This is a genomic window from Vibrio sp. KUL80 (genome assembly GCF_059725495.1).
This window is the reverse complement of sequence record NZ_AP045841.1, coordinates 3,510,672-3,531,043: the sequence shown is the minus strand read 5'-3', so window position 1 is coordinate 3,531,043 and position 20,372 is coordinate 3,510,672. Positions and strand designations below refer to the sequence as shown.

18 protein-coding genes are annotated in these 20,372 nt (G+C 48.2%); 5 read left to right on the top strand and 13 right to left on the bottom strand.

The window, feature by feature from the left end:
- Positions 1 to 79: 79 nt before the first annotated feature.
- The 6 genes from AC6I8U_RS16460 to ilvG form a co-directional block, all read right to left on the bottom strand.
- A complete protein-coding gene (locus tag AC6I8U_RS16460; RefSeq protein ID WP_498017385.1) occupies positions 80 to 1,516 on the bottom strand; it encodes an IS1182 family transposase in 1,437 nt (478 codons plus the stop codon).
- 101 nt (positions 1,517 to 1,617) lie between these two features.
- A complete protein-coding gene (gene ilvA / locus AC6I8U_RS16455) occupies positions 1,618 to 3,156 on the bottom strand; it encodes a threonine ammonia-lyase, biosynthetic (RefSeq protein ID WP_498017384.1) in 1,539 nt (512 codons plus the stop codon).
- 2 nt (positions 3,157 to 3,158) lie between these two features.
- Positions 3,159 to 5,000 carry a dihydroxy-acid dehydratase gene (gene ilvD, locus AC6I8U_RS16450; RefSeq protein WP_498017383.1) on the bottom strand — a complete coding sequence of 614 codons (1,842 nt, stop codon included), beginning with the start codon at positions 4,998 to 5,000 and terminating at the stop codon, positions 3,159 to 3,161.
- A 29-nt stretch (positions 5,001 to 5,029) separates the two neighbouring features.
- Positions 5,030 to 5,971: a branched-chain amino acid transaminase gene (locus AC6I8U_RS16445; protein WP_128649116.1), complete on the bottom strand. Its 942-nt coding sequence runs from the start codon at positions 5,969 to 5,971 to the stop codon at positions 5,030 to 5,032.
- Between the two features lie 14 nt (positions 5,972 to 5,985).
- The gene (gene ilvM / locus AC6I8U_RS16440) at positions 5,986 to 6,267 is read right to left on the bottom strand and encodes an acetolactate synthase 2 small subunit (RefSeq protein WP_103881691.1); all 282 of its coding nucleotides are present in this window, start codon (positions 6,265 to 6,267) and stop codon (positions 5,986 to 5,988) included.
- Positions 6,267 to 7,913: an acetolactate synthase 2 catalytic subunit gene (gene ilvG, locus AC6I8U_RS16435; protein ID WP_234494881.1), complete on the bottom strand. Its 1,647-nt coding sequence runs from the start codon at positions 7,911 to 7,913 to the stop codon at positions 6,267 to 6,269. The genes ilvM and ilvG overlap by 1 nt, the downstream gene beginning before the upstream one ends.
- Before the next feature lie 479 nt (positions 7,914 to 8,392).
- Between ilvG and AC6I8U_RS16430 the strand changes: the two genes are divergently transcribed.
- Positions 8,393 to 9,916, top strand: coding sequence for a YifB family Mg chelatase-like AAA ATPase (locus AC6I8U_RS16430; protein WP_498017382.1), 1,524 nt, complete (start codon positions 8,393 to 8,395; stop codon positions 9,914 to 9,916).
- On the opposite strand, the gene AC6I8U_RS16425 is transcribed toward AC6I8U_RS16430, so the two are convergent.
- Both AC6I8U_RS16425 and AC6I8U_RS16420 read right to left on the bottom strand, forming a co-directional pair.
- Entirely contained in the window at positions 9,917 to 10,924 is a 1,008-nt protein-coding gene (locus AC6I8U_RS16425; protein WP_498017381.1) for a DUF2860 family protein, read from the bottom strand.
- Positions 10,925 to 11,031: 107 nt separating this feature from the next.
- Entirely contained in the window at positions 11,032 to 12,036 is a 1,005-nt protein-coding gene (locus tag AC6I8U_RS16420) for a DUF2860 family protein (RefSeq protein ID WP_498017380.1), read from the bottom strand.
- 199 nt (positions 12,037 to 12,235) lie between these two features.
- Between AC6I8U_RS16420 and yihG the strand changes: the two genes are divergently transcribed.
- Positions 12,236 to 13,120 carry a 1-acylglycerol-3-phosphate O-acyltransferase, YihG family gene (yihG, locus tag AC6I8U_RS16415; RefSeq protein ID WP_498017379.1) on the top strand — a complete coding sequence of 295 codons (885 nt, stop codon included), beginning with the start codon at positions 12,236 to 12,238 and terminating at the stop codon, positions 13,118 to 13,120.
- Between the two features lie 67 nt (positions 13,121 to 13,187).
- Here yihG and AC6I8U_RS16410 read toward each other — a convergent pair whose 3' ends face one another.
- Genes AC6I8U_RS16410 through ccoG form a run of 3 tightly spaced genes read right to left on the bottom strand, consistent with a single transcriptional unit; the run spans position 13,188 to position 16,302 of the window.
- Entirely contained in the window at positions 13,188 to 13,787 is a 600-nt protein-coding gene (locus tag AC6I8U_RS16410; protein ID WP_042478078.1) for a thiol:disulfide interchange protein DsbA/DsbL, read from the bottom strand.
- A gap of 52 nt (positions 13,788 to 13,839) precedes the next feature.
- Positions 13,840 to 14,823 carry a serine/threonine protein kinase gene (locus AC6I8U_RS16405; RefSeq protein ID WP_498017378.1) on the bottom strand — a complete coding sequence of 328 codons (984 nt, stop codon included), beginning with the start codon at positions 14,821 to 14,823 and terminating at the stop codon, positions 13,840 to 13,842.
- Positions 14,824 to 14,883: 60 nt separating this feature from the next.
- Positions 14,884 to 16,302 carry a cytochrome c oxidase accessory protein CcoG gene (ccoG, locus tag AC6I8U_RS16400; protein ID WP_498017377.1) on the bottom strand — a complete coding sequence of 473 codons (1,419 nt, stop codon included), beginning with the start codon at positions 16,300 to 16,302 and terminating at the stop codon, positions 14,884 to 14,886.
- A gap of 318 nt (positions 16,303 to 16,620) precedes the next feature.
- On the opposite strand from ccoG, the gene AC6I8U_RS16395 reads away from it, so the two are divergent.
- On the top strand, positions 16,621 to 17,934 hold the full coding sequence (locus tag AC6I8U_RS16395) for an IS4 family transposase (RefSeq protein WP_498017197.1): 1,314 nt from the start codon (positions 16,621 to 16,623) through the stop codon (positions 17,932 to 17,934).
- Between the two features lie 54 nt (positions 17,935 to 17,988).
- Here the strand turns inward: AC6I8U_RS16395 and AC6I8U_RS16390 are convergent, their stop codons facing one another.
- On the bottom strand, positions 17,989 to 18,255 hold the full coding sequence (locus AC6I8U_RS16390; protein ID WP_042478074.1) for a YihD family protein: 267 nt from the start codon (positions 18,253 to 18,255) through the stop codon (positions 17,989 to 17,991).
- Positions 18,256 to 18,371: 116 nt separating this feature from the next.
- Positions 18,372 to 18,614, bottom strand: coding sequence for a hypothetical protein (locus AC6I8U_RS16385; RefSeq protein WP_498018382.1), 243 nt, complete (start codon positions 18,612 to 18,614; stop codon positions 18,372 to 18,374).
- Between the two features lie 220 nt (positions 18,615 to 18,834).
- Here AC6I8U_RS16385 and AC6I8U_RS16380 point away from each other — a divergent pair, with 220 nt between their 5' ends.
- The gene (locus AC6I8U_RS16380) at positions 18,835 to 19,650 is read left to right on the top strand and encodes a sporulation protein (RefSeq protein ID WP_498018381.1); all 816 of its coding nucleotides are present in this window, start codon (positions 18,835 to 18,837) and stop codon (positions 19,648 to 19,650) included.
- A gap of 69 nt (positions 19,651 to 19,719) precedes the next feature.
- Positions 19,720 to 20,370: a PAQR family membrane homeostasis protein TrhA gene (gene trhA / locus AC6I8U_RS16375; RefSeq protein WP_394154578.1), complete on the top strand. Its 651-nt coding sequence runs from the start codon at positions 19,720 to 19,722 to the stop codon at positions 20,368 to 20,370.
- Positions 20,371 to 20,372 lie beyond the last annotated feature (2 nt).

The window sequence follows — 20,372 nt, the reverse complement described above, 5'->3', positions numbered from 1 at the left end:
AGATTGCTGACGAACCCCACTTTTCGAAGTGGGGTTCTCTTTTATGAGCGGCCGTAGGCCGCGATCGCGATATTTTTGATCATGCCAAGTTTAGAAAAGCACAATGCTTAATTTGGTATCTAGACGCCATAATTTGACGTATTTGGGACATATTTAGCCCTATTTTTCGTAGATAGCTCACCACCAACGCTATCTTCTTGATGTTTTGAGCGGTAGCAGCCAGCCAACATTGCATCTGCACTTTGGATAATCCACGGAAGCGAGCATAACGGTGACCATGGTGCTGCTTAGCATCGGCGAAGCTCCGCTCTACCGTCTCACTTCTTCGCCGATATGTCTTTTTTCCATAAGGGGAGAGCCGCATTTGATTTGCTCTATCCACTGCGTCCGTATAGATGTGTCTTGTAATGACTTTCTTCATGGTTTTACTTTGCGTACAGTCATCTCGCATTGGGCAGAGTGCACACTCTTTCGGGTCGGAGTGATACTCACGATACGCATCTCTAGATGTTGTTTTATAGATGAGCTCTTGACCGTTAGGACAGCGGTAACTGTCTCGCTCTTTATTGTAGATAAAGTGCTTTTTCTTGAACGCATTCTTTGTGCTGGACGGCCTGCGATAACCGAACACGCCCAAGATATTTCGACGCTCTAATGACTCAGCGACTGGCGCAGTGAAGTAGCCCGCGTCGAGTCCAACGGCGATTGGATTAAGGTGAAATTGCTCTAGGGTATAGTCCAGGCGCTTCACATAAGGTTGAGAGTCATTGATATTACCTGCAGTGACATGGGTATCTAAGATAATGCCATGCTGTCCATCCACTGTACGGTGGTCGAGATAGAAGAAGCCTTGAGGCTTATTATCTCGAGTCATGAAGCCACTTTCCGGGTCGCTCGTGCTTGTTTTTGTATTCTTAGTTTTAGGCTCAGAGGCACGTGCTTTTAGAGGTTTCTTACCCTCTTTTTCTCGGTCTAGCGCGACATCTTCATCGAGCATATCAAGATAGGCGCTGGCGCGAACCTTAGTCACTTTGTTCGTGTGCTTATTCTTATTAGCATTGGCTTTTAGGTGCGTACTGTCAGTAAATAGCTCTTGGCCAGCAACCAAGCCTTTCGCCATTGCCTGCTCTACGATATTGATAAAGATACACTCAAACACATCGGTACCATTAAAGCGGCGAATACGGTTTTGGCTGAGTGTCGATGCATGGATAACTTTCTCTGTAAGTGACATACGCAAGAACCATCGATACGCGACATTGACTTCAATTTCTTTCACGAGTTGTCGCTCACTTTTTATTCCGAAGAGATAGCCAAGCAGGATGATTTTAAACAGGCGTACAGGGTCAACAGGTGGGCGACCATTATCTTTACAGTAGAGGTGAGCGACTTCATCACGGATAAATTCGAAGTCGATGGCCCTATCTATTTTGCGAACTAAATGATTCTGAGGAACGAGCTGCTCCATGGTGACCATTTCGAGTTCATATTGTTGAGGTGAAGGCTCTTGAAGCATATTGAGATATCCATATTTCGATACCTCTATTAGATCAAAGGTCTAGCCTGATGGCTAGACCTTTGTCAGCAATCTGACACCCCATAACGGGGTGTTTTATTTTAGGATAAGAAGAACTTATAGGACGGGTTGTCCGTTTCATCTTTGCATTGGTAGCCAAGCTCTCGAAGGTGAGTAGAGAACTCGCTTAGATCGCTATCTTCAAGCTCAAACCCACACAACACGCGACCGTAATCGGCACCATGGTTGCGGTAGTTGAACAAACTGATGTTCCAGTGCGTGCCTAACGTGCTCAAGAACTTAAGCAGGGCACCCGGGTACTCTGGGAACTCAAAGCTGTATAAACGCTCTTTAAGCTGCTTCGATGGTTTACCACCGATCATGTAACGAATGTGCAGTTTCGCCATCTCATCATCAGAGAGATCAGCGACAGGATAGCCACCGGTTCGTAGATCACTGATGATGCCATCGAGTTCGTCCTGTCCGCCCACCAATCTCACACCAACAAAGATGTTCGCGAGATCATCATCGTTGTAACGGTAGTTAAACTCAGTAACGGCACGCCCACCAATGATATTGCAGAACTCAAAGAAAGCACCTTGACGCTCCGGGATAGTGACCGCGAGTAAGCCCTCACGTTTTTCACCCAGCTCACAGCGCTCAGAGACGTAGCGAAGACCGTGGAAGTTGGTATTCGCACCAGAGAGTACGGTACCCAGCTGCTTGTCTTTGAGCTGATGTTTTTCAGCAAACTTCTTAAGACCTGCAAGCGCAAGCGCACCAGACGGCTCAGCAATAGCACGGGTATCTTCAAAGATATCTTTTACTGCAGAGCAGATCTCATCGCTGGACACGGTAATGTGACCATCAATGTACTGCTGACATAGCCTAAAGGTCTCGTTACCGATGATCTTAACCGCCACGCCATCAGCAAACATACTTACTTGGTCAAGGACGACGGGTTCACCCGCATCTAATGCGGCTTTTAGACAAGCAGAATCTTCAGGCTCTACTGCAATTACTTTGATTTCAGGCATGAGCTGCTTAACCAGTACGGCAACGCCTGCCGCCAGACCACCGCCGCCCACAGGGACAAAGATGTAATCAAGGTGACCATTTTGCTGCAGCATTTCCATACCGATGGTGCCTTGCCCAGCAATCACCAGAGGGTGATCGAAAGGGGGAACAAAGGTATAGCCATGCTCTTGTGAGAGACGCTCGGCTTCAGCTTTCGCCTCATCAAAGTTGCTGCCGTGAAGCACCACGTTGCCACCAAAGCCACGTACCGCTTCTACCTTGATGTCTGGTGTGGTTTTTGGCATCACGATAGTGGTATTGATGCCGAGCTTGGTGCCTGATAGCGCCATGCCTTGAGCGTGGTTACCCGCCGAAGCGGCAATCACACCGGCACGCTTTTGCTCATCGCTTAGGTTCGCTACCATGTTGTAGGCGCCGCGGAGCTTGAACGAGTGTACAGGCTGTCTGTCTTCACGCTTGATTTGGACTTGGTTTCCGATGCGAGCGCCGAGTCTCGGCATATCTTGAAGCGGCGATACGGTCGCCACTTCGTAGACAGGTGCTCTGAGAACCTGACGCAGATAATCTGCGCCAGATACGGGATGATTATCTACGTCACTCATGATTAGCCCTCGAGTTTGGACTTATCACGTACCGCACCTTTGTCGGCGCTGGTGGCTAGATTAGCGTAAGCTTTCAATGCTAGCGAAACAGTACGTTCACGATCTGCTGGTTTCCAGCCAAGCTTGTCTTGCTCTGCGCGGCGAGCGGTTAGCTCGTCTTCAGAAACAACAAGCGTGATCTCACGATTTGGGATATCAATGTTGATCATATCGCCATCTTTCACCAAACCAATGGTACCGCCATTAGCCGCTTCCGGAGAGGCGTGACCGATAGAAAGACCCGATGTACCACCTGAGAAGCGGCCGTCAGTCAGTAGTGCACACTCTTTACCTAGGCCCATAGATTTAAGGTAAGTCGTTGGGTACAGCATCTCTTGCATGCCTGGACCGCCTTTTGGCCCTTCGTAGCGGATAACCACGACATCACCGGCTTTCACTTTGCCACCTAGGATACCATCTACCGCATCTTCTTGGCTTTCGAATACGACTGCAGGGCCTTGGAACTTAAGGATGCTCTCATCCACGCCTGCTGTCTTAACGATACAGCCGTCCAGTGCGATGTTGCCTTTTAGTACCGCAAGACCGCCGTCTTGGCTGTACGCATTTTCTTTAGTACGGATACAACCATTTTCGCGGTCGTCATCAAGAGTGTCCCAGCGACAATCTTGTGAGAAGGCTTGAGTAGTACGAATGCCCGCAGGACCCGCGCGGTAGAAGGATTTCACTTCTTCCGAATCCGTCAGCATGATGTCGTATTGAGACAACTGCTCTTCCATTGTCAGACCAAGTACCGTTTTGGTTTGGTTGTTCAATAGACCTGCGCGGTTAAGCTCACCTAGGATACCGATAACACCACCCGCGCGGTGTACGTCTTCCATGTGATACTTAGGCGTTGATGGCGCTACCTTACAAAGGTTTGGCACGCGGCGAGACATCTGGTCGATGTCTTCCATATCAAAGTCGACGTTGCCCTCTTGCGCCGCGGCAAGTAGGTGAAGAACCGTGTTAGTTGAGCCGCCCATAGCGATATCTAACGCCATAGCGTTCTCAAATGCTTCTTTGCTGGCGATATTACGTGGCAGGGCTGAGGCATCATCTTGCTCGTAGTAGCGCTTGGTGAGGTCAACAATGCGCTTACCTGCATTCTTAAATAGCACTTCACGATCGGCGTGCGTGGCAAGTAGAGAGCCGTTACCTGGCTGAGACAGACCCAGCGCTTCGGTTAGGCAGTTCATTGAGTTAGCGGTAAACATACCAGAGCAAGAGCCACAAGTAGGGCATGCAGAGCGCTCTACTTGCTCACTTTGCTCATCAGAAACCGTTGGATCGGCGCCTTGGATCATCGCATCCACCAGATCAAGCTTAATGATCTGATCAGAAAGCTTAGTTTTACCCGCTTCCATTGGACCGCCAGACACAAAGATCACAGGGATGTTAAGGCGCATTGAAGCCATTAGCATTCCCGGGGTGATCTTGTCGCAGTTTGAGATACATACCATTGCATCCGCACAGTGTGCATTCACCATGTACTCTACTGAGTCAGCAATGAGCTCACGTGATGGCAGTGAGTACAGCATGCCGCCGTGACCCATCGCGATACCGTCATCCACAGCGATGGTGTTGAATTCTTTCGCGATGCCGCCCGCTTCTTCGATCTCGCGAGCGACGAGCTGACCAAGATCTTTCAGGTGTACGTGACCTGGAACAAACTGAGTGAACGAGTTCACAACGGCAATGATAGGCTTACCGAAGTCTTCTTCTTTAACGCCAGTTGCGCGCCATAGAGCACGCGCACCAGCCATATTGCGACCATGAGTTGTGGTGGCAGAACGATATTTTGGCATTGTAATACTTCCTTAAATTTACTTGGTGCTTACTGGTTATCTTGTGGGTAGACGTAGTCCAACCAGCCCCACTTATCTTCAGTGGTGCCGTTGAATAAACCGAAGTACGCGTCTTGCATAACTTTGGTGATTGGGCCGCGTTTGCCTTCGCCTACTTCAATCTTATCGATAGTACGAACTGGAACGATTTCCGCCGCCGTACCTGTCATGAACACTTCATCAGCAAGATATAGCGCTTCACGAGCAATGTTGGCTTCACGCACTTCATAGCCCATGTCTTTTGCTAGCGTCATGATAGAGTCACGGGTAATACCAGGAAGGATAGCGCTGGTGGCTGGTGGCGTCGTAATCACGCCATCTTTGACCACGAAAATGTTTTCACCTGCGCCTTCTGATAGGTAACCGTCAACGCTCAGCGCGATGCCTTCATCATAGCCATGACGACGGGCTTCACCGCCAACCAAGAGCGACGATAGGTAGTTACCACCCGCTTTTGCCGCCGTTGGAATCGTGTTAGGTGCTGCGCGATTCCAACTAGAAATCATCGCATCTACACCGTTTGCGAGTGCTTCTTCACCTAGGTATGAACCCCACGGGAAAGCGGCGATGATAAGATCCATTACCGTACCTTCTGGTGGACAAACACCGAGACCAACATTACCAACAAAACCAAGAGGACGGATATACGCGGATTCCAGCTTGTTTTGACGTAGCGTTTCGCGCGTCGCCTCCATGATTTCTTCTTCGGTAAAAGGAATTGGGAAGCGATAAATTTTTGCAGAATCTTTTAGACGTTTAGCGTGCTCAGGGTGACGGAATACCACAGGCCCTTTTGGCGTGTTGTAACAGCGAACCCCTTCAAAAACCGATGTGCCATAGTGCATTGCGTGGGTTAAGACGTGTACATTCGCCTCTGCCCATGGAACCATCTCACCATTAAACCAAATAAAATCTGCTGTACTTTTAGCCATTTAGCATTCCTTCCTTATGCACTTTGTTCTTGTAGGTTGTGATTGGTCAGTTCGTTGTGTTTAAGCTCTGTTACCTCGACGGTACGAATATCCCAAAGCTTTTCAATCTGGTTGATCAAGGTAGTGATCGGGCGATCGCTGTCTACGATGATCTCAACACTGGCAATCTTACTCTCATGGTTTTGAGTGGCGGCCACTTGTTTGATGATAAAGCCACGGTGGCGAATCACGCGCAATACGCGCTCAAGCAAGACAGGTTTGTCATCGGCTTTGATGTCTAGTAGATATCTGTCCATTAGGTATTCTCCAACATGTCACTATTTGAGGCACCTGGTGGAACCAAAGGCCATACGTTTTCTTCTTCATCGATCAGCACGTGCAGCATGTAAGAGGTCTTTGACTCCAGCATCTCTTTCAGTGCTGGTTCGACTTCTTCTTTGCGCGTGATGGTCTTGCCCGGAATATCAAAGGCTTTAGCAAGCATGACGAAATCTGGGTTGTCATCCAAAATAGTTTCACTATGTCTGCCGTCGAAGAACAGTGACTGCCACTGTCTTACCATACCAAGACGTTGGTTATTTAACAGTACAATTTTTACTGGGATCTGACGGCGTTTAAGTGTACCGAGCTCTTGAACGTTCATCATGAATGAGCCGTCACCGGTAATCAGTACCGATTGGTCATCTGGACGCCCTACCGCTGCGCCCATCGCTGCAGGCAGACCAAAGCCCATAGTGCCGAGACCCGCTGAGGTAATAAAGTTCTCAGGAAGTCTTGGCTGAATGTGCTGAGCAGCCCACATCTGGTGCTGACCAACGTCGGTAGAGACGATGGAATTCTCTGGCATCATGTCCGATAGCTGCTTTAGTAGTAGCGGAGCAAAAATCAGATCGCCTGGGTGGTCGTAGCGCCACTTGAAGCCGCTACGCAGACTCTCACTGTGATGTGCCCATGCGTTGATGTCTTTTGATAGCTCAAGCTGAGGCAAGATCACATTGATGTCACCACGCAGCGCCGCATGCGCCTCGCGCAGCTTATTGAATTCTGCCGCATCGATATCGATGTGAATCACCTTCGCGTGCGGTGCAAACGTATCTAGCTTACCGGTCACGCGGTCATCAAAGCGCGCACCGACCACAATCAGTAGGTCACACTCTTGCACCACCAAGTTCGCGGCTTTGGTGCCGTGCATACCAAGCATGCCTAGATAATGAGGATCGTGGCGGTCAATCGTACCTAGACCTTTTAGCGTGCTGACACTTGGCATAGGGTTGATGCGAAGGAATTCGCGAACCGACTCGGTCGCATTGGCAAGCTGAACACCACCACCGACATACAGCACCGGACGAGAGCTTTCATCAAGTAATTGCTGCGCGCGTTTTACCTGTTGCTCATCAGCAACCGGGATTGCAGGCGGTGTAAATGGAGGAAGCACGTCCACCGGAGCATTAGCAAGTTGGACATCTTTGGCGATATCAACGATGACAGGACCAGGTCTGCCTGTTTTAGCAACTTCAAATGCTTCGGCTAGAGTGGGAGCGAGTTCATTGATGTCGGTCACGAGGTAGCTGTGTTTGGTACACGAGAGAGACATACCGATCACATCCATTTCTTGGAAGGCATCAGTACCGATATGTGAACTAGCAACTTGGCCAGTGATAGCAACGAGAGGGATAGAATCAAGGAAAGCGTCGGCAAGGCCGGTAACAAGGTTGGTGGCTCCTGGGCCTGAGGTTGCCATGCAAACAGCAACATCTTTGGTGGCTCTTGCCATTCCGATGGCAGCCATTGCAGCGCCTTGTTCGTGTCGGCAAAGGATATGTTCCACACCACCGTCATACAAGGCATCGTAGATTGGCATGATGGCTCCCCCTGGGTAACCAAACACGGTCTCGATACCTTGCTGCTTCAATGCGGCTACAACTAATTCAGCACCTGTCATTATAGCCTCCTTGAGTGCCACGCTTATCGTGACGATTTGTCGTTCGCTTGCACATGTTGTGCTCCATTCTTCCTGTCATCTCAGCCAGTTGGCCTTCAATGAGTGATCACTATCAAATTACTAATATGAGTTTGTAAAAAAACCCCCGGACTTTTCAGTGCGGGGGTTTTTAAAATCTTGTGGTTATTTAACGCCCACATGCCCCCGTGCGGTACCAATCAGGACCACAATAATCAGGCTAATCAGAGTGTGAGAGTGTGCGTTAAAAGTCATTATCTTGTTTATTAATCGTTGCGTTGTGTCTAACGAAATTGTTTGCGTCCCTAGTGGTATCACAAATTTCTGTTAGCTGACAAGCAAAAAATCATACTTTCTTCACATTTACTCAGCATTAAATGTCGGGATATAACATTGGGTATATATAAAAATCTGACTTTTAACCACCCAACAAAGAGAAGTCGGAATAAAAAAGGGATTCTATGGGATTATCTATTATTTATAGTCGTGCCAGTGTTGGTGTGGAGGCACCTTTGGTGACGGTGGAAGTGCACATCAGTAATGGCATGCCAGGCTTTACACTGGTAGGACTTCCCGAGACAACCGTAAAGGAATCCAAGGACAGAGTTCGCAGTGCCATCATCAACTCTCGCTTCGAATTTCCGGCCAAAAGAATCACGGTTAATCTCGCCCCTGCGGATCTGCCTAAAGAGGGAGGGCGGTTTGATTTACCGATAGCGTTAGGAATACTCGCCGCGTCCGACCAACTGCCACACGATAAGTTGCTGGCACATGAGCTGGTCGGTGAACTGGCGCTGTCAGGGGAGCTCAGAACGGTAAAAGGTGTACTACCTGCTGCACTTGCTGCTAACAAAGCGCAGCGCTGCTTGCTTGTACCAGAAGACAACGGCGACCAAGCAGCGCTTGTGGGCAAAGATAACCACAAATCTGCCTCCTCACTGTTGGATGTGTGCAGTTATTTGATGGGGCAGCAGACGCTTTCTTTGGTGACCAGTGAAGCCCGAGCGCCATCTTGCGCTAAAACGCGCGATCTTCAAGATATTATTGGTCAGCAACAGGGCAAACGTGCCTTGGAGATCGCAGCGGCAGGTAATCATAATCTACTGTTCCTGGGACCACCGGGCACCGGTAAGACCATGCTCGCTTCTCGCCTGTGTGACTTGCTGCCGGAGATGAGTGAAGAAGAAGCGATGGAAACCGCCTCTGTCGCTTCGTTAACTCAACAAGAGATCAACGAGAGTAACTGGAAAACCAGGCCTTTTCGAGCGCCCCATCATTCCAGTTCAATGGCCGCGTTGGTTGGTGGCGGATCGATTCCAAGACCGGGAGAAATCTCGCTGGCACACAACGGGCTGCTCTTCTTGGACGAGATGCCGGAGTTTGAGCGTAAAGTGCTGGATTCACTTCGTGAGCCACTAGAGTCTGGTGAGATCATCATTTCGCGTGCTCAAGGGAAAACGCGTTTCCCAGCTAGATTTCAACTTGTTGGTGCACTAAACCCGAGCCCTACAGGCTACTACGAAGGCAATCAAGCCAGAACCAATCCCCAGCTCATTCTTCGTTATCTGAGTCGACTATCCGGACCACTGCTAGATAGGTTTGATATGTCTATCGAGATACCTTCACTGCCCAAAGGGACCTTGGCGGAAGGTGGCGATAGGGGAGAAACCACGCAAGTGGTTAAGCAGCGGGTGTTGGTTGCTAGAGAGACCATGCTATCGCGAAGTGGCAAGGTCAATGCCCTGTTGCAAAGTCGCGAAATCGAGCACTACTGCCGACTAGAAAAAGCCGATGCTGAGTTTTTGGAGAATGCTCTGCATCGCCTAGGCCTATCTATTCGGGCCTATCATCGTATTATCAAGGTGGCGCGAACCATTGCTGACCTTGCCAATGAGCCCAACATCCAGAGAGCTCATATTGCAGAGGCGCTAGGCTACCGCGCCATGGACAGATTGCTTAAGCAGCTTACTGCGCAAGCGGTGTAGTTAAAACGCGAAGTTCATACCGATAGAGGTGATCCAGTCTGCGGAGTCATAGAAGGCGATTGAGGAATCTGTCGCGTTGTAGCCAGAGAGCGAGATCAGCGACAGTGAGTCGATGTTTCCTAGCGACAGGTATTCATAGGCAAGAAACGCACTGTACTTGTCGTCGATACGACCAGACTGCTCGAAAATCGGATTGTTACCACGATATTCGTGATTCATGTAGCTCATAGTTGCGGCAATGCTATGGTTTTTATGAACAAACAAAGCGGTGATTTCGCTGCCCACACCCTGGTTGTTAAGCGCTTCGCCTTTGGCATCATCGAGGAGGTAAATCAGCGAGGGAAACAGCGTCCAAGCGTTGCTCATCGATAGGGTGTAAGAGCCTTTAACGTAGTACATGTCGCTGTTACGGTCGTATTGACTCGACAGGTTGTTTGCTAGGTTGGCGGCGGAGCTTTCGTCGGTTACCTCGCGGTTGCCGTAAGCCATATCAAGGGTAAATAATGAGCCCGCAATATTCTCTATCTGTAGGCGATAGGCTTCGCCCTTTGCTTCGGTTTCTTCGAGCTGGTCTGAGCCAACGTAAGGGTTTTTCCAGATAGGCTCACCAATCACGGTAGGGAGATAAGAGGCACTCCAAATGGAGCCATCTTGTAATTGCTGACGGTAGCCACCTTCGAGCACAAAGGTACCGACTGCGATGTCGTCTCGAGATGTACCGATAAACCACTCTTTGTCACGCTGAGCACCATAGGTGTATTTCACCATGCCCAGTGGCATCCAAAAATCATCATAGGCTTCTTGCGAGGCGCTGATTTTGGGATCTAAGCTCGCAACAAGATTCGACTTATCACCGACCTGCGCATTACTGATGGATATCTCTCCGCTAAACCCGCTGTCGGGTGCAAGAGCCGCTGACACTGAGTGGGAGAACACTACCAGCAGTGTGGCGCTGAGAAGAGGCTTGCTTATCGTCATACTATATCCGTCAGAAAAAGGCACGCTCATCACGTACACCTATATTTAGTGCGGATACTTTAACGACAAAAAATGGCTTAACAACACATCTTGCTAAGCCATATATCGGTTACTTTAATGCTTTGGGAGAGCTTCTATTAGAATTCCCAGTTTAGACCAACAGACGTGATCCAATCTTTGGAGTCATAGAACTCGATGTTTGAACTGCTGTTGTTGATACCACCGAAAGCAACCAATGAGAGGTTGTCTGAGTAAAAGATGCCTGGGTACTCATAGGCCAAGAAGGCTTTCCACTCATCATCTTTGCGAGTGACATCATCAAATACTGGGTTGGCACCGTTATACTGACGGTTCAAGTAGGTTACAGTGAAGGCAAATTGGTGATTTCCTGCCGAGATGAAGGAAGACACTTCAGCACCATAGGTATTGCTCTTCATCGCGCTGCCATTGGCATCTTGCTGGGTGTAGATCAGTGCTGGGAACAACAGAACGCCTCGGTTGATCGGTAGCATCATCTTGAACTTGCCGTAGAAGATATCGGCGTTACGATCGAGAGTCGCCATTTGCGCTGGCGTTAGATTGGTGCCAGATTGGTTATCGCCAGAGCCAGATTGTTCAGAGTCCAACTTTCGTTTTCCGTAAGCAAGATCGAGGCTAAACAGGGAGCCAGCGATATTATCGATCTGCATACGGTAGGCGGTGCCTTTCTCATCCGTGGTGCTTCGCGCAGAGTTGAGGAGGTAAGGGTCTTGCCAAACTTCGCCTTCAAGAATGGTTGGGAGTACTGCTAGACTCCACTTGGTACCACCTTGAAACTGATAGCGATAACCTGTTTCTAGCGCTAAAGTACCGACCGCCACGTCTGCTCGGGAGGTACCTAAGAAAACTTGATGGTTGGAGCGTGAGCCCCACGTGTATTGAACGTTACCTAGAGGGAGAACGAGCGCGCTGCTATTTTCTTGCTGTCCCCCATTGTAGGTACGGAACTCATCATCGGTATTGGTGAGATTTGACGTTTTACTGGCGTAAGCGGCGTTTATTGCTATCTCGCCACTAAAGCCATTACTTTCTCCTAATTTAGCCACTGCACCATGAGAGACAACACTCAGTGACACTGCTAAGACACTCCATGCCCTTTTCATAACGGTTCCTTATCACATTCTGAATATCGAGGTAACGGTTGTAATTATATGTTTATGTTATGTTATTGGTTCAGAATAAGATTGTTTTTTGCAAGTTACAACACAAATCAGACCAATAAATTAATCGTTGCGTGGGGCTTTTCCCCTTGTACAATTAACCGCCATAAAACTGTTACAAATACTTCATAGAACGTTAGATATGCTTGGATACCTAATTTTTGTAATGAGTTCGTCGCTCGTCATTCTCAACACGGCATTTTGCTCTATCCCAATCTTGGGTTTTGGGCTGATCAAACTGGTGTTGCCGTTTAAGCCTATTCAGGCACTGTGTACCTCGCTGGCAAACAAGTTTATGTGGCTATGGGCAACCATAAACCACGGCATACTGCATTTGGTGAATCCAAAGCTCGAATGGGAAATTGAAGGAATAGAATCGCTGAAAAAAGATGGCTGGTATCTGATGATCAGCAATCACCTTAGCTGGACTGATATTGTTGTGCTGTGTAGCGTGTTTAAAGACCGCATTCCAATGCCAAAGTTTTTCCTTAAGCAGCAGCTGCTGTATGTGCCATTCGTAGGGATGGCGTGTTGGGCGCTGAATATGCCCTTTATGAAGCGCTATTCTCGCGAGTATTTGATTAAGCACCCAGAGAAGCGTGGTCAAGATTTGGAGACCACCCGCCGCTCATGCGCCAAGTTTAAGGATACCCCGACGACGGTCGTGAACTATGTCGAAGGGACGCGCTTTACACCAGAGAAGCAAAAACGCAGCAAAGCTGGCTTCGAGCACTTACTGCAGCCTAAATCGGGTGGCATAGCTTACACACTGGCCGCGATGGGCGAACAGTTTGATAGCATTATTGATGTGACACTCGCCTACCCAGAGAATCGTGTTGAGCCTTTTAAGGCAGCGTTGATGGGTAACATGACCAAGATCGTGGTTAAGGTGCGAACCTTACCCGTCGACGAGAATGTCCGCGGCGATTACTTTAATGACAAGCCATACAAACGTCGCTTCCAGCAATGGCTGGTAGAGGTCTGGCAAGAGAAAGATGAAGCGCTGAAAGAGATTCATCGCAAATAAAAAAACCGAGCCTTTGAAGTGTTTACTGGGCTCGGTTTTTTCTACATCCGTTATTTCGACGCTAGGGTTACTTCTTCAGTAGGAAGTTAACCAGCTCAAAATACTCATCCAGAGACTGGATACTTCCAGATTCCACTAGATATTTGTTGTTTACTACTACCGCTGGAACGCCAGATAAGCCACTGTCTTTGAACTGCTTGTCAAAGCGGCGCACCATTGAATCGACAGCAAAACCTTTGAATGCTGAGTCGAATTTCTTCGCATCAACACCCTCATCAAGGAAGATCTGGCGAAGCTCTTCATCGTTTCTTGGTGGTTGGTTTAGGTCATGGATACGGCGGAACATCACTGGCACCATCTTGTCTTCGACTTTAAGTGCAATCATGGTCGCGTAAGCCTTGCTCATCGACATACCCATATTACCACCCATAAAAGAGACGTGGTTCTTTTGGAATTTCGCGTCAGCAGGGATCTTTTTCTTCAACTGAGCAATGATAGGCTCAAAGCTATTACAGTGTGGGCAATAGAATGAGAAGAACTCGGTGACGACAGGCTTAGACGACTTTTCTAGCTCCAACACTTTATAGTGTGTGCCTTCTTGGAACTGTGCGGCACTGACGCTTAGGCTGACGAGTAGCGTCGCAAAAAGTGCGATGATTTTTTTCATTATTTTCTCCATGTGTATAACTCAATCCTATTGATGGATTTCGACTAGTTTGTCACCACTGCGGCTGCAATGAAAGTGGCTTTTCGTTAAGAGCGGCGATTTGCTCCTTAAACCCCAGTACCTGACCTTCCCAATATTTGGCGTCGTTGAACCAAGGAAACGCGAGCGGGAACGCAGGATCATGCCAGCGCTTGGCTAGCCATGCCATGTAGTGCACCATACGTAGACCGCGTAAAGGCTCAATAAGTTTCAATTGACTGCTAGGAAAGTCGCTGAATTCTTGATACCCCTCCAATAACACGTCGAGCTGCATCAGTTTGTCCTGACGGTCACCATTGAGCAGCATCCACAGGTCCTGAACCGCAGGTCCGTTGCGCGCATCGTCAAGGTCGACGAACATCGGACCGTCACGCCATAGAATGTTGCCAGGGTGGCAATCACCATGCAGTCTAATGGTCTCAGTGGGTTGCCAATGCGCTTCAATCTGATTAATAAGCATGTCCAAATCACTAAAGAAGGCGTTCTCTAGATGTGCAGGGATAAAGCTCGAATTTTGCAGCAGGGTGCGGGGCTGATACAGATACTCGTCCAGACCTATAGTAGGGCGGTGTTCAAATGGCTTGCTTGCACCGACTTTATGAATACGACCAAGGAAGCGTCCCACCCATTCAATCTGCTCAAGGTTATCGACCTCGAATTGCCTACCGCCTTCGCTAGCAAACAAGGTAAATAGGTAGCCTTGATACTCATGAATCGACTGTCCGTTGATAATGAGTGGTGCAGAGACTGGCACGTCATGTTCTAGTAGTTCATGAGCAAAATCGTGCTCTTCTTGGATCTGTGCGTGTGTCCAGCGTTGAGGGCGATAAAACTTCACCACATAACGTCGGCGCTCTTCATCAGTGAACTGATACACACGGTTTTCATAGCTATTGAGGGGAAGTAGACCGGATTCGGCTCTGACGCCAATACTTTCAAGGGCGTACCACATGAAATCGGGTGTCAGGGCATCGAAGTTGAACGCAGTATCTGTCATCGTGATGATAAAAAAGGCTCGTTGCCGAGCCCTTTCCTATTATGTCGTGCTGCTAGCGAGCTAGAGCTTTTTGATAAATCGACTCTCCACTTGTACGGAGAAGTCATTACTGTCGCTCAGTATAAACTGAATTGTCGAGACAGGTGAACTTAGCTCATCAGGATTTGCACCTAGGCTCATCGGCAGGTTGTACACCTCACCAGGATCAACGGTGATGGTTTGTCTACCATACCAGGTTGCCCCTTCTAAACCAGAGACGCTCAAGGTGTATTGCTGCTCTTGCTGTGTTTTGTTGATGACCTTTAAGGTGTAGGTGTTCTCGACCAAACCGTCACTGTTTACACGGAACAGTTGGTTACGGTCGCGAAGTACACTCAAGCCTGCGGGATCTACTGCGGAGACTTGCGCAAAGAACAGTCCCACCATAACCAGCAATACCGCGCCATAGCCGAGCAGTTTTGGTCGCATGACTTTGGTGTGTTTACCTGAAAGTCGATGCTCAGTGGTGTAGCTAATCAGCCCTTTGTCGTAGCCCATGCGGTCCATGGTCTTGTCACAAGCGTCGATACAGGCGCCGCAGTTAATACATTCGTATTGCAGACCATCGCGAATATCGATACCCGTTGGACAAACTTGTACACACAGATCGCAGTCGATACAGTCGCCTAAGCCAAGCTGCTTGGGATCGGCTTTGCGAGATCGAGGTCCTCGCTTTTCACCGCGCTTAGTATCGTAACCGACGATAAAGGTGTCTTTGTCGAACATCGCAGACTGGAAGCGTGCATAAGGGCACATGTGGATACACATGATAGAGCGCATCCATCCTGCATTGGCATAGGTACATGCAGCGAAGAACACAACCCAGAATACAGGCCAAAAGCTGGCATTGAAGGTGAAGAAATCGCTGACCAGTGGACCAATGGGTACAAAATAGCCGGTAAAGGTAAAGCCGGTAGCGAGTGCAATCGCAATCCAAGCGGCATGTTTGAGACCTTTGCGAGCAATAAGGTTACCGGTGAGCTTTCCGCTATCTTGCTTGCGGCGTTTGTTCGCGCTGCCTTCCAGTTTTTCTTCAAACCAGATGTACATAAAGGTCCACACGGTTTGTGGACATAAGTAGCCACACCAGACGCGACCTAGAAAGGTGGTGATAAAGAACAGACCAAAGGCCGCCACCATAAATAGCAGGGCGAGTAGAGTGAGATCTTGCGGATAAAGGGTGGTACCAAAGAAGTTAAACTGCTGATTACCGATATCGAGCAGTACCGCTTGTCTCTCGCCGTAGGGTATCCATGGAATGATGGCAAAGAGCACGAGTAAGAACCAGCCACCGTAGCGTCTGAGTTTTTGAAAGGTACCTTTGCTCTCACGTACATAGATTCGATTACTTGGGTTGAATCTGTCGCCGTTGCCTTTGTGGGTTTTGGGGTTGAACGTTTTGGGTGTTACATCCTTTACGTCGATTTTATCCTGACTCATTGTTGAGTGTCCTTCTTGGGCTGACGGTGCGTTTCGGACGCACTCTATCTATTCCGACATTGCATTGACTGTGTACGACGCCATGCCATTTTATGTGGCAGTTCTATTCAGTACGCAGTATGAAAACCCAAGGATTATAACCCTGATAACAATTTCATTTCTTTAAGGCTATCAACCTTTAACAACAAAATTAGCCAAGTCTCATATAAAAAACGACCCTTAGAGGGTAATGCCGATCAGTTAACAACTAAATGATCGGTTGAACGATCCATTCAAAGTGTCAAAATCCGAGTGTATTCAATGCACTCGGATTTTTTTATGTTTTTAAGACAGGCTCTTAACCAAGTTCATCAATTCTCTGCAGAGCAACTTTCGGGTTTATCTGATCTGCTTTCGCCAGAACTCATTTCCCAATGTTTGGAAGATACAGGGATTACGACTATTCGTAGACGAAGATTGCCAATGGAAATGATGGTTTGGAGTGTTGTTGGGATGTCTTTGTATCGCCATTTGTCCATGGAGAAAGTCGTCTCGAAGCTGGATATTCTTCTCCCAGGTAAGAAGCCATTTGTTGCTCCGAGTGCAGTAATCCAAGCAAGACAAAGGCTGGGCTCCGATGTCATGAAATCGGTTTTTACTCAAACGCAGAAGCTCTGGAATGACAAAACGCCCCATCCAGACTGGCATGGTTTAACACTGCATGCGGTCGACGGTGTAGTCTGGCGAACTCCTGATACTAAAGACAATGACGAACGCTTCAGTCGAACTCGGAATCAAAAATGCTCGTCCGAATACCCTCAGGTTCGAATGGTCTGCCATATGGAACTGACAAGTCATCTTCTGAATAGTGCATCTTTCGACTCCACATCAAAGAGCGAAGTGGACTTAACTACGGAGCTCATCGTTCACTCTCCCGACCATAGCCTAACTATCTTCGATAGAGGTTTTTATGCTCTAGGTCTATTACACCGCTGGCAAACAACAGGGGTAGACAGACATTGGCTTATTCCAATGCGTAAAGGGGCCCAATACACAATGCTCCGCAAATTAGGGCGTGGGCAAGAGTTGGTCGAATTAAAGCTATCCCCTCAAGCTAGGAAAAAGTGGCACGACGCACCGGAAACACTGGAAGCTCGATTGATAACTAAGACTATTAAGGGTAAAGAGGTACGGTTGTTGACCTCGATGACTGACCCTTTACGCTACCCAGGAAAAGACATCTCGGAGCTATATAGCCATCGATGGGAGATAGAGTTGGGCTATCGAGAAATGAAACAATATATGCTCCAAAACAACCTGACCCTAAGAAGTAAAAAGCCCGAGTTAATAGAACAAGAACTGTGGGGTATGCTGTTGGCCTATAACCTACTGCGGTTCTTGATGTGCCAAATGGCCTACGACCAAAATAAGGTAATGCCTTACCAGATAGGCTTTAAACAAGCCTCGTTGTTCTTAATAGGACAGTTACAACTCCTTCCTGCCGTCGCACCCGGAAGAATCCCGGAGGTGATGAACTATATCCTAGATATGGCTGAGAGTTTTACGTTGCCAGAAAGGCGGGATAGAAGCTATCCAAGAGCAGTAAAAAGAAGGCCCAGTCGCTATGCGACTAGACCTTCTAAAAGGTGTTAGATGCTTCTTAACTTACAAGCATTACCCTTAGAGGGTCGTTTTTATAACTATTCGTTATTTGATGATGCCGCGAGCCTTGAGCAAAGCTGTCTTGAAATCATCCTCTTGGTCTTTGGCAAGGCCTGGGATCATTTCGTCTTTTTTACTGTTACGCATCTTTAGGTGATAGATGAGTACATCGTCGGTCAATTCTTCCAGTTTGCCATCATAGCCCGCTTCATTAGCAAGCTTCACTAGGAATTCCAACAAGTTAAGATCAGAATCTTTTTGCCATTCAGGGTGAATGAGCTCGATTAGTTCGTTGACGCGGTGACACTTCATAACTTTCTCCACAAAATTTATAGGTATTTTTGAGTAAAAGTATCAAAGTTCATTGAGAATACCAATATGTGGTGAAATGGAAGGCAAAAAAAAGCGCAGACAGACTGCGCTTTTTATTAAGCTGCTTTAACAACGCGTGTTGGCGTTGATGTCATTCGGACACCTTGCTCAACCAGGGTCATTGAAGGAGCGACTTTTTTCGCGACAGGAGCAGAGACAAAACCACTGCGACGACGCATTGACGCACTGCGATGTACTGAGTGCGAGAACCTGACGGGTGTTGGGCGCATATTGTTGTAACCTAACAAGTCAGGCAATTCCGTTGCCAAATAGTTGGCCTGACTACTTATGAGAAACACTGAATAGACTCCCAATGTCGCTCTTTTTTGACTAATGCCACTCCAAATAAGTAATCAGGAATTACGGTGTGCATGCACACCACGCATAGAATAGCAGTAAGCTTTGGTATGTTCGATAGATCCCATAAAAAAAGTGGTTAATTTTTCTTCACTGACTCTGTGCGCATATCGTTTGTTTTCTCGGCAGATTTACGATACAACACTAACAGTGTCTTTGGTTATAAAGGGAAGTAAGTATGTCTTTTTCAAAAAAACCTTAGCAAGTTTTGGGATAGGGGCGGCCAAAGTTGACTCTGTCCTGCATCAAGAGTTTCTCCACCCAGGGGAAACGGCAAAAATGACCATTCATGTGTATGGTGGTAAAACGGCGCAAACGGTGGATAACATCAAGCTTAAACTGTGTTGTCGCTATATTGATGAAGTGGCTCAAAACCAAAACGACAACAGTAACCACCATGGCGTCCCTAAAAAGAAAGTCTCCAAGACCTACGAGTTGCAATCGTGGACACTTCCATACGCCTTTACCATCGAGCCCGGGGAAACCCGTGACTTTGATGTCGAGCTAGATGTGCCTTGGAACACGCCCGTGACGATTGGTGATTCTCGAGTCTGGTTGGAAACCGGTTTGGATATCGCTATGGCGGCGGACCCTCAAGACAAAGACATGCTGACCGTTCGTCCCGATCCTTTGATTGATGGCATCTTCGTCGCACTTGAAGACCAAGGGCTGCGCATTCGTCAGGTTGAATGCGAGGCAGCTAAGGGCTTTGCGATGCCCTTTGTTCAAGAGTTTGAGTTTGTGCCAACCACGGGTCCTTACCACGGGCGCTGGCGTGAACTCGAGATCATCGCCTATCGAAGTGAAGATGAGCTCAAGCTGTGGTTTGAGATTGACCGCAATAAAGAGGGAGTGAAAGGTATGCTCTCTAGCTTGATTGGTCTAGGTCAACTGAAACGAGAATTGACACTGCCAAGTTCCCTGTCAGGTGAAGAGGCTGGACAACAAGTGCTCGATTATCTAGAGCAAACCACCTAAGTTTGAGCTAACACATGTTCGCTGAATGTGGCATACTCTGATTTTCTGGCGAAAATGAGAGTATGCTCAATGTCGACGATCACTTCTAATTACAGTCTACGTGAAGAGTGGGCAAACAGTGTTACCCACGGCATTGGCGTTATCCTTTCTATTATCGGATTGATAATGCTGCTGCAGCGATCGCTGGCAGCAGGTGCCGACGTCATGACCATCACCAGCATGAGCTTATATGGTGGTAGCATGATTACCTTATTTCTCGCCTCAACGCTGTATCACTCCATCCCAAACCCAAGCAGTAAGCGCTGGCTCAAGACCTTTGATCATTGCGCCATTTTCTTGCTTATCGCCGGCAGCTACACCCCATTTATGCTTGTCAGCCTGAGGACGCCTCTCGCGGTGGGATTGATGATCGTGATTTGGGCGTTGGCCGTGATAGGCATCATTATGAAGCTGTTCTTCGTGTATCGATTTAAGCGCGCATCATTGATTACTTATTTGGTGATGGGATGGCTGTCGCTGATCGTGATTTACCAGCTTGCCAAACATCTCGACCCATCCGGTTTGATTCTTCTGGCTGCTGGTGGCGCGATTTACACGCTCGGTGTGGTGTTCTACGCCAATAAGCGCATTCCTTACAATCATGCTATTTGGCATCTATTTGTGCTCGGTGGCGCGGCGTGTCACTTCTTCGCCGTCTATTGGTACGTAGAGCCTATTTAGCG

Excerpts from the sequence above, each read along its gene's own strand:
- AC6I8U_RS16460 (WP_498017385.1), bottom strand. The coding sequence starts at position 1,516 with ATGCTTCAAGAGCCTTCACCTCAACAATATGAACTCGAAATGGTCACC.
- ilvA (WP_498017384.1), bottom strand. The coding sequence starts at position 3,156 with ATGAGTGACGTAGATAATCATCCCGTATCTGGCGCAGATTATCTGCGT.
- ilvD (WP_498017383.1), bottom strand. The coding sequence starts at position 5,000 with ATGCCAAAATATCGTTCTGCCACCACAACTCATGGTCGCAATATGGCT.
- AC6I8U_RS16445 (WP_128649116.1), bottom strand. The coding sequence starts at position 5,971 with ATGGCTAAAAGTACAGCAGATTTTATTTGGTTTAATGGTGAGATGGTT.
- ilvM (WP_103881691.1), bottom strand. The coding sequence starts at position 6,267 with ATGGACAGATATCTACTAGACATCAAAGCCGATGACAAACCTGTCTTG.
- ilvG (WP_234494881.1), bottom strand. The coding sequence starts at position 7,913 with ATGACAGGTGCTGAATTAGTTGTAGCCGCATTGAAGCAGCAAGGTATC.
- AC6I8U_RS16430 (WP_498017382.1), top strand. The coding sequence starts at position 8,393 with ATGGGATTATCTATTATTTATAGTCGTGCCAGTGTTGGTGTGGAGGCA.
- AC6I8U_RS16425 (WP_498017381.1), bottom strand. The coding sequence starts at position 10,924 with ATGAGCGTGCCTTTTTCTGACGGATATAGTATGACGATAAGCAAGCCT.
- AC6I8U_RS16420 (WP_498017380.1), bottom strand. The coding sequence starts at position 12,036 with ATGAAAAGGGCATGGAGTGTCTTAGCAGTGTCACTGAGTGTTGTCTCT.
- yihG (WP_498017379.1), top strand. The coding sequence starts at position 12,236 with ATGCTTGGATACCTAATTTTTGTAATGAGTTCGTCGCTCGTCATTCTC.
- AC6I8U_RS16410 (WP_042478078.1), bottom strand. The coding sequence starts at position 13,787 with ATGAAAAAAATCATCGCACTTTTTGCGACGCTACTCGTCAGCCTAAGC.
- AC6I8U_RS16405 (WP_498017378.1), bottom strand. The coding sequence starts at position 14,823 with ATGACAGATACTGCGTTCAACTTCGATGCCCTGACACCCGATTTCATG.
- ccoG (WP_498017377.1), bottom strand. The coding sequence starts at position 16,302 with ATGAGTCAGGATAAAATCGACGTAAAGGATGTAACACCCAAAACGTTC.
- AC6I8U_RS16395 (WP_498017197.1), top strand. The coding sequence starts at position 16,621 with ATGTTTTTAAGACAGGCTCTTAACCAAGTTCATCAATTCTCTGCAGAG.
- AC6I8U_RS16390 (WP_042478074.1), bottom strand. The coding sequence starts at position 18,255 with ATGAAGTGTCACCGCGTCAACGAACTAATCGAGCTCATTCACCCTGAA.
- trhA (WP_394154578.1), top strand. The coding sequence starts at position 19,720 with ATGTCGACGATCACTTCTAATTACAGTCTACGTGAAGAGTGGGCAAAC.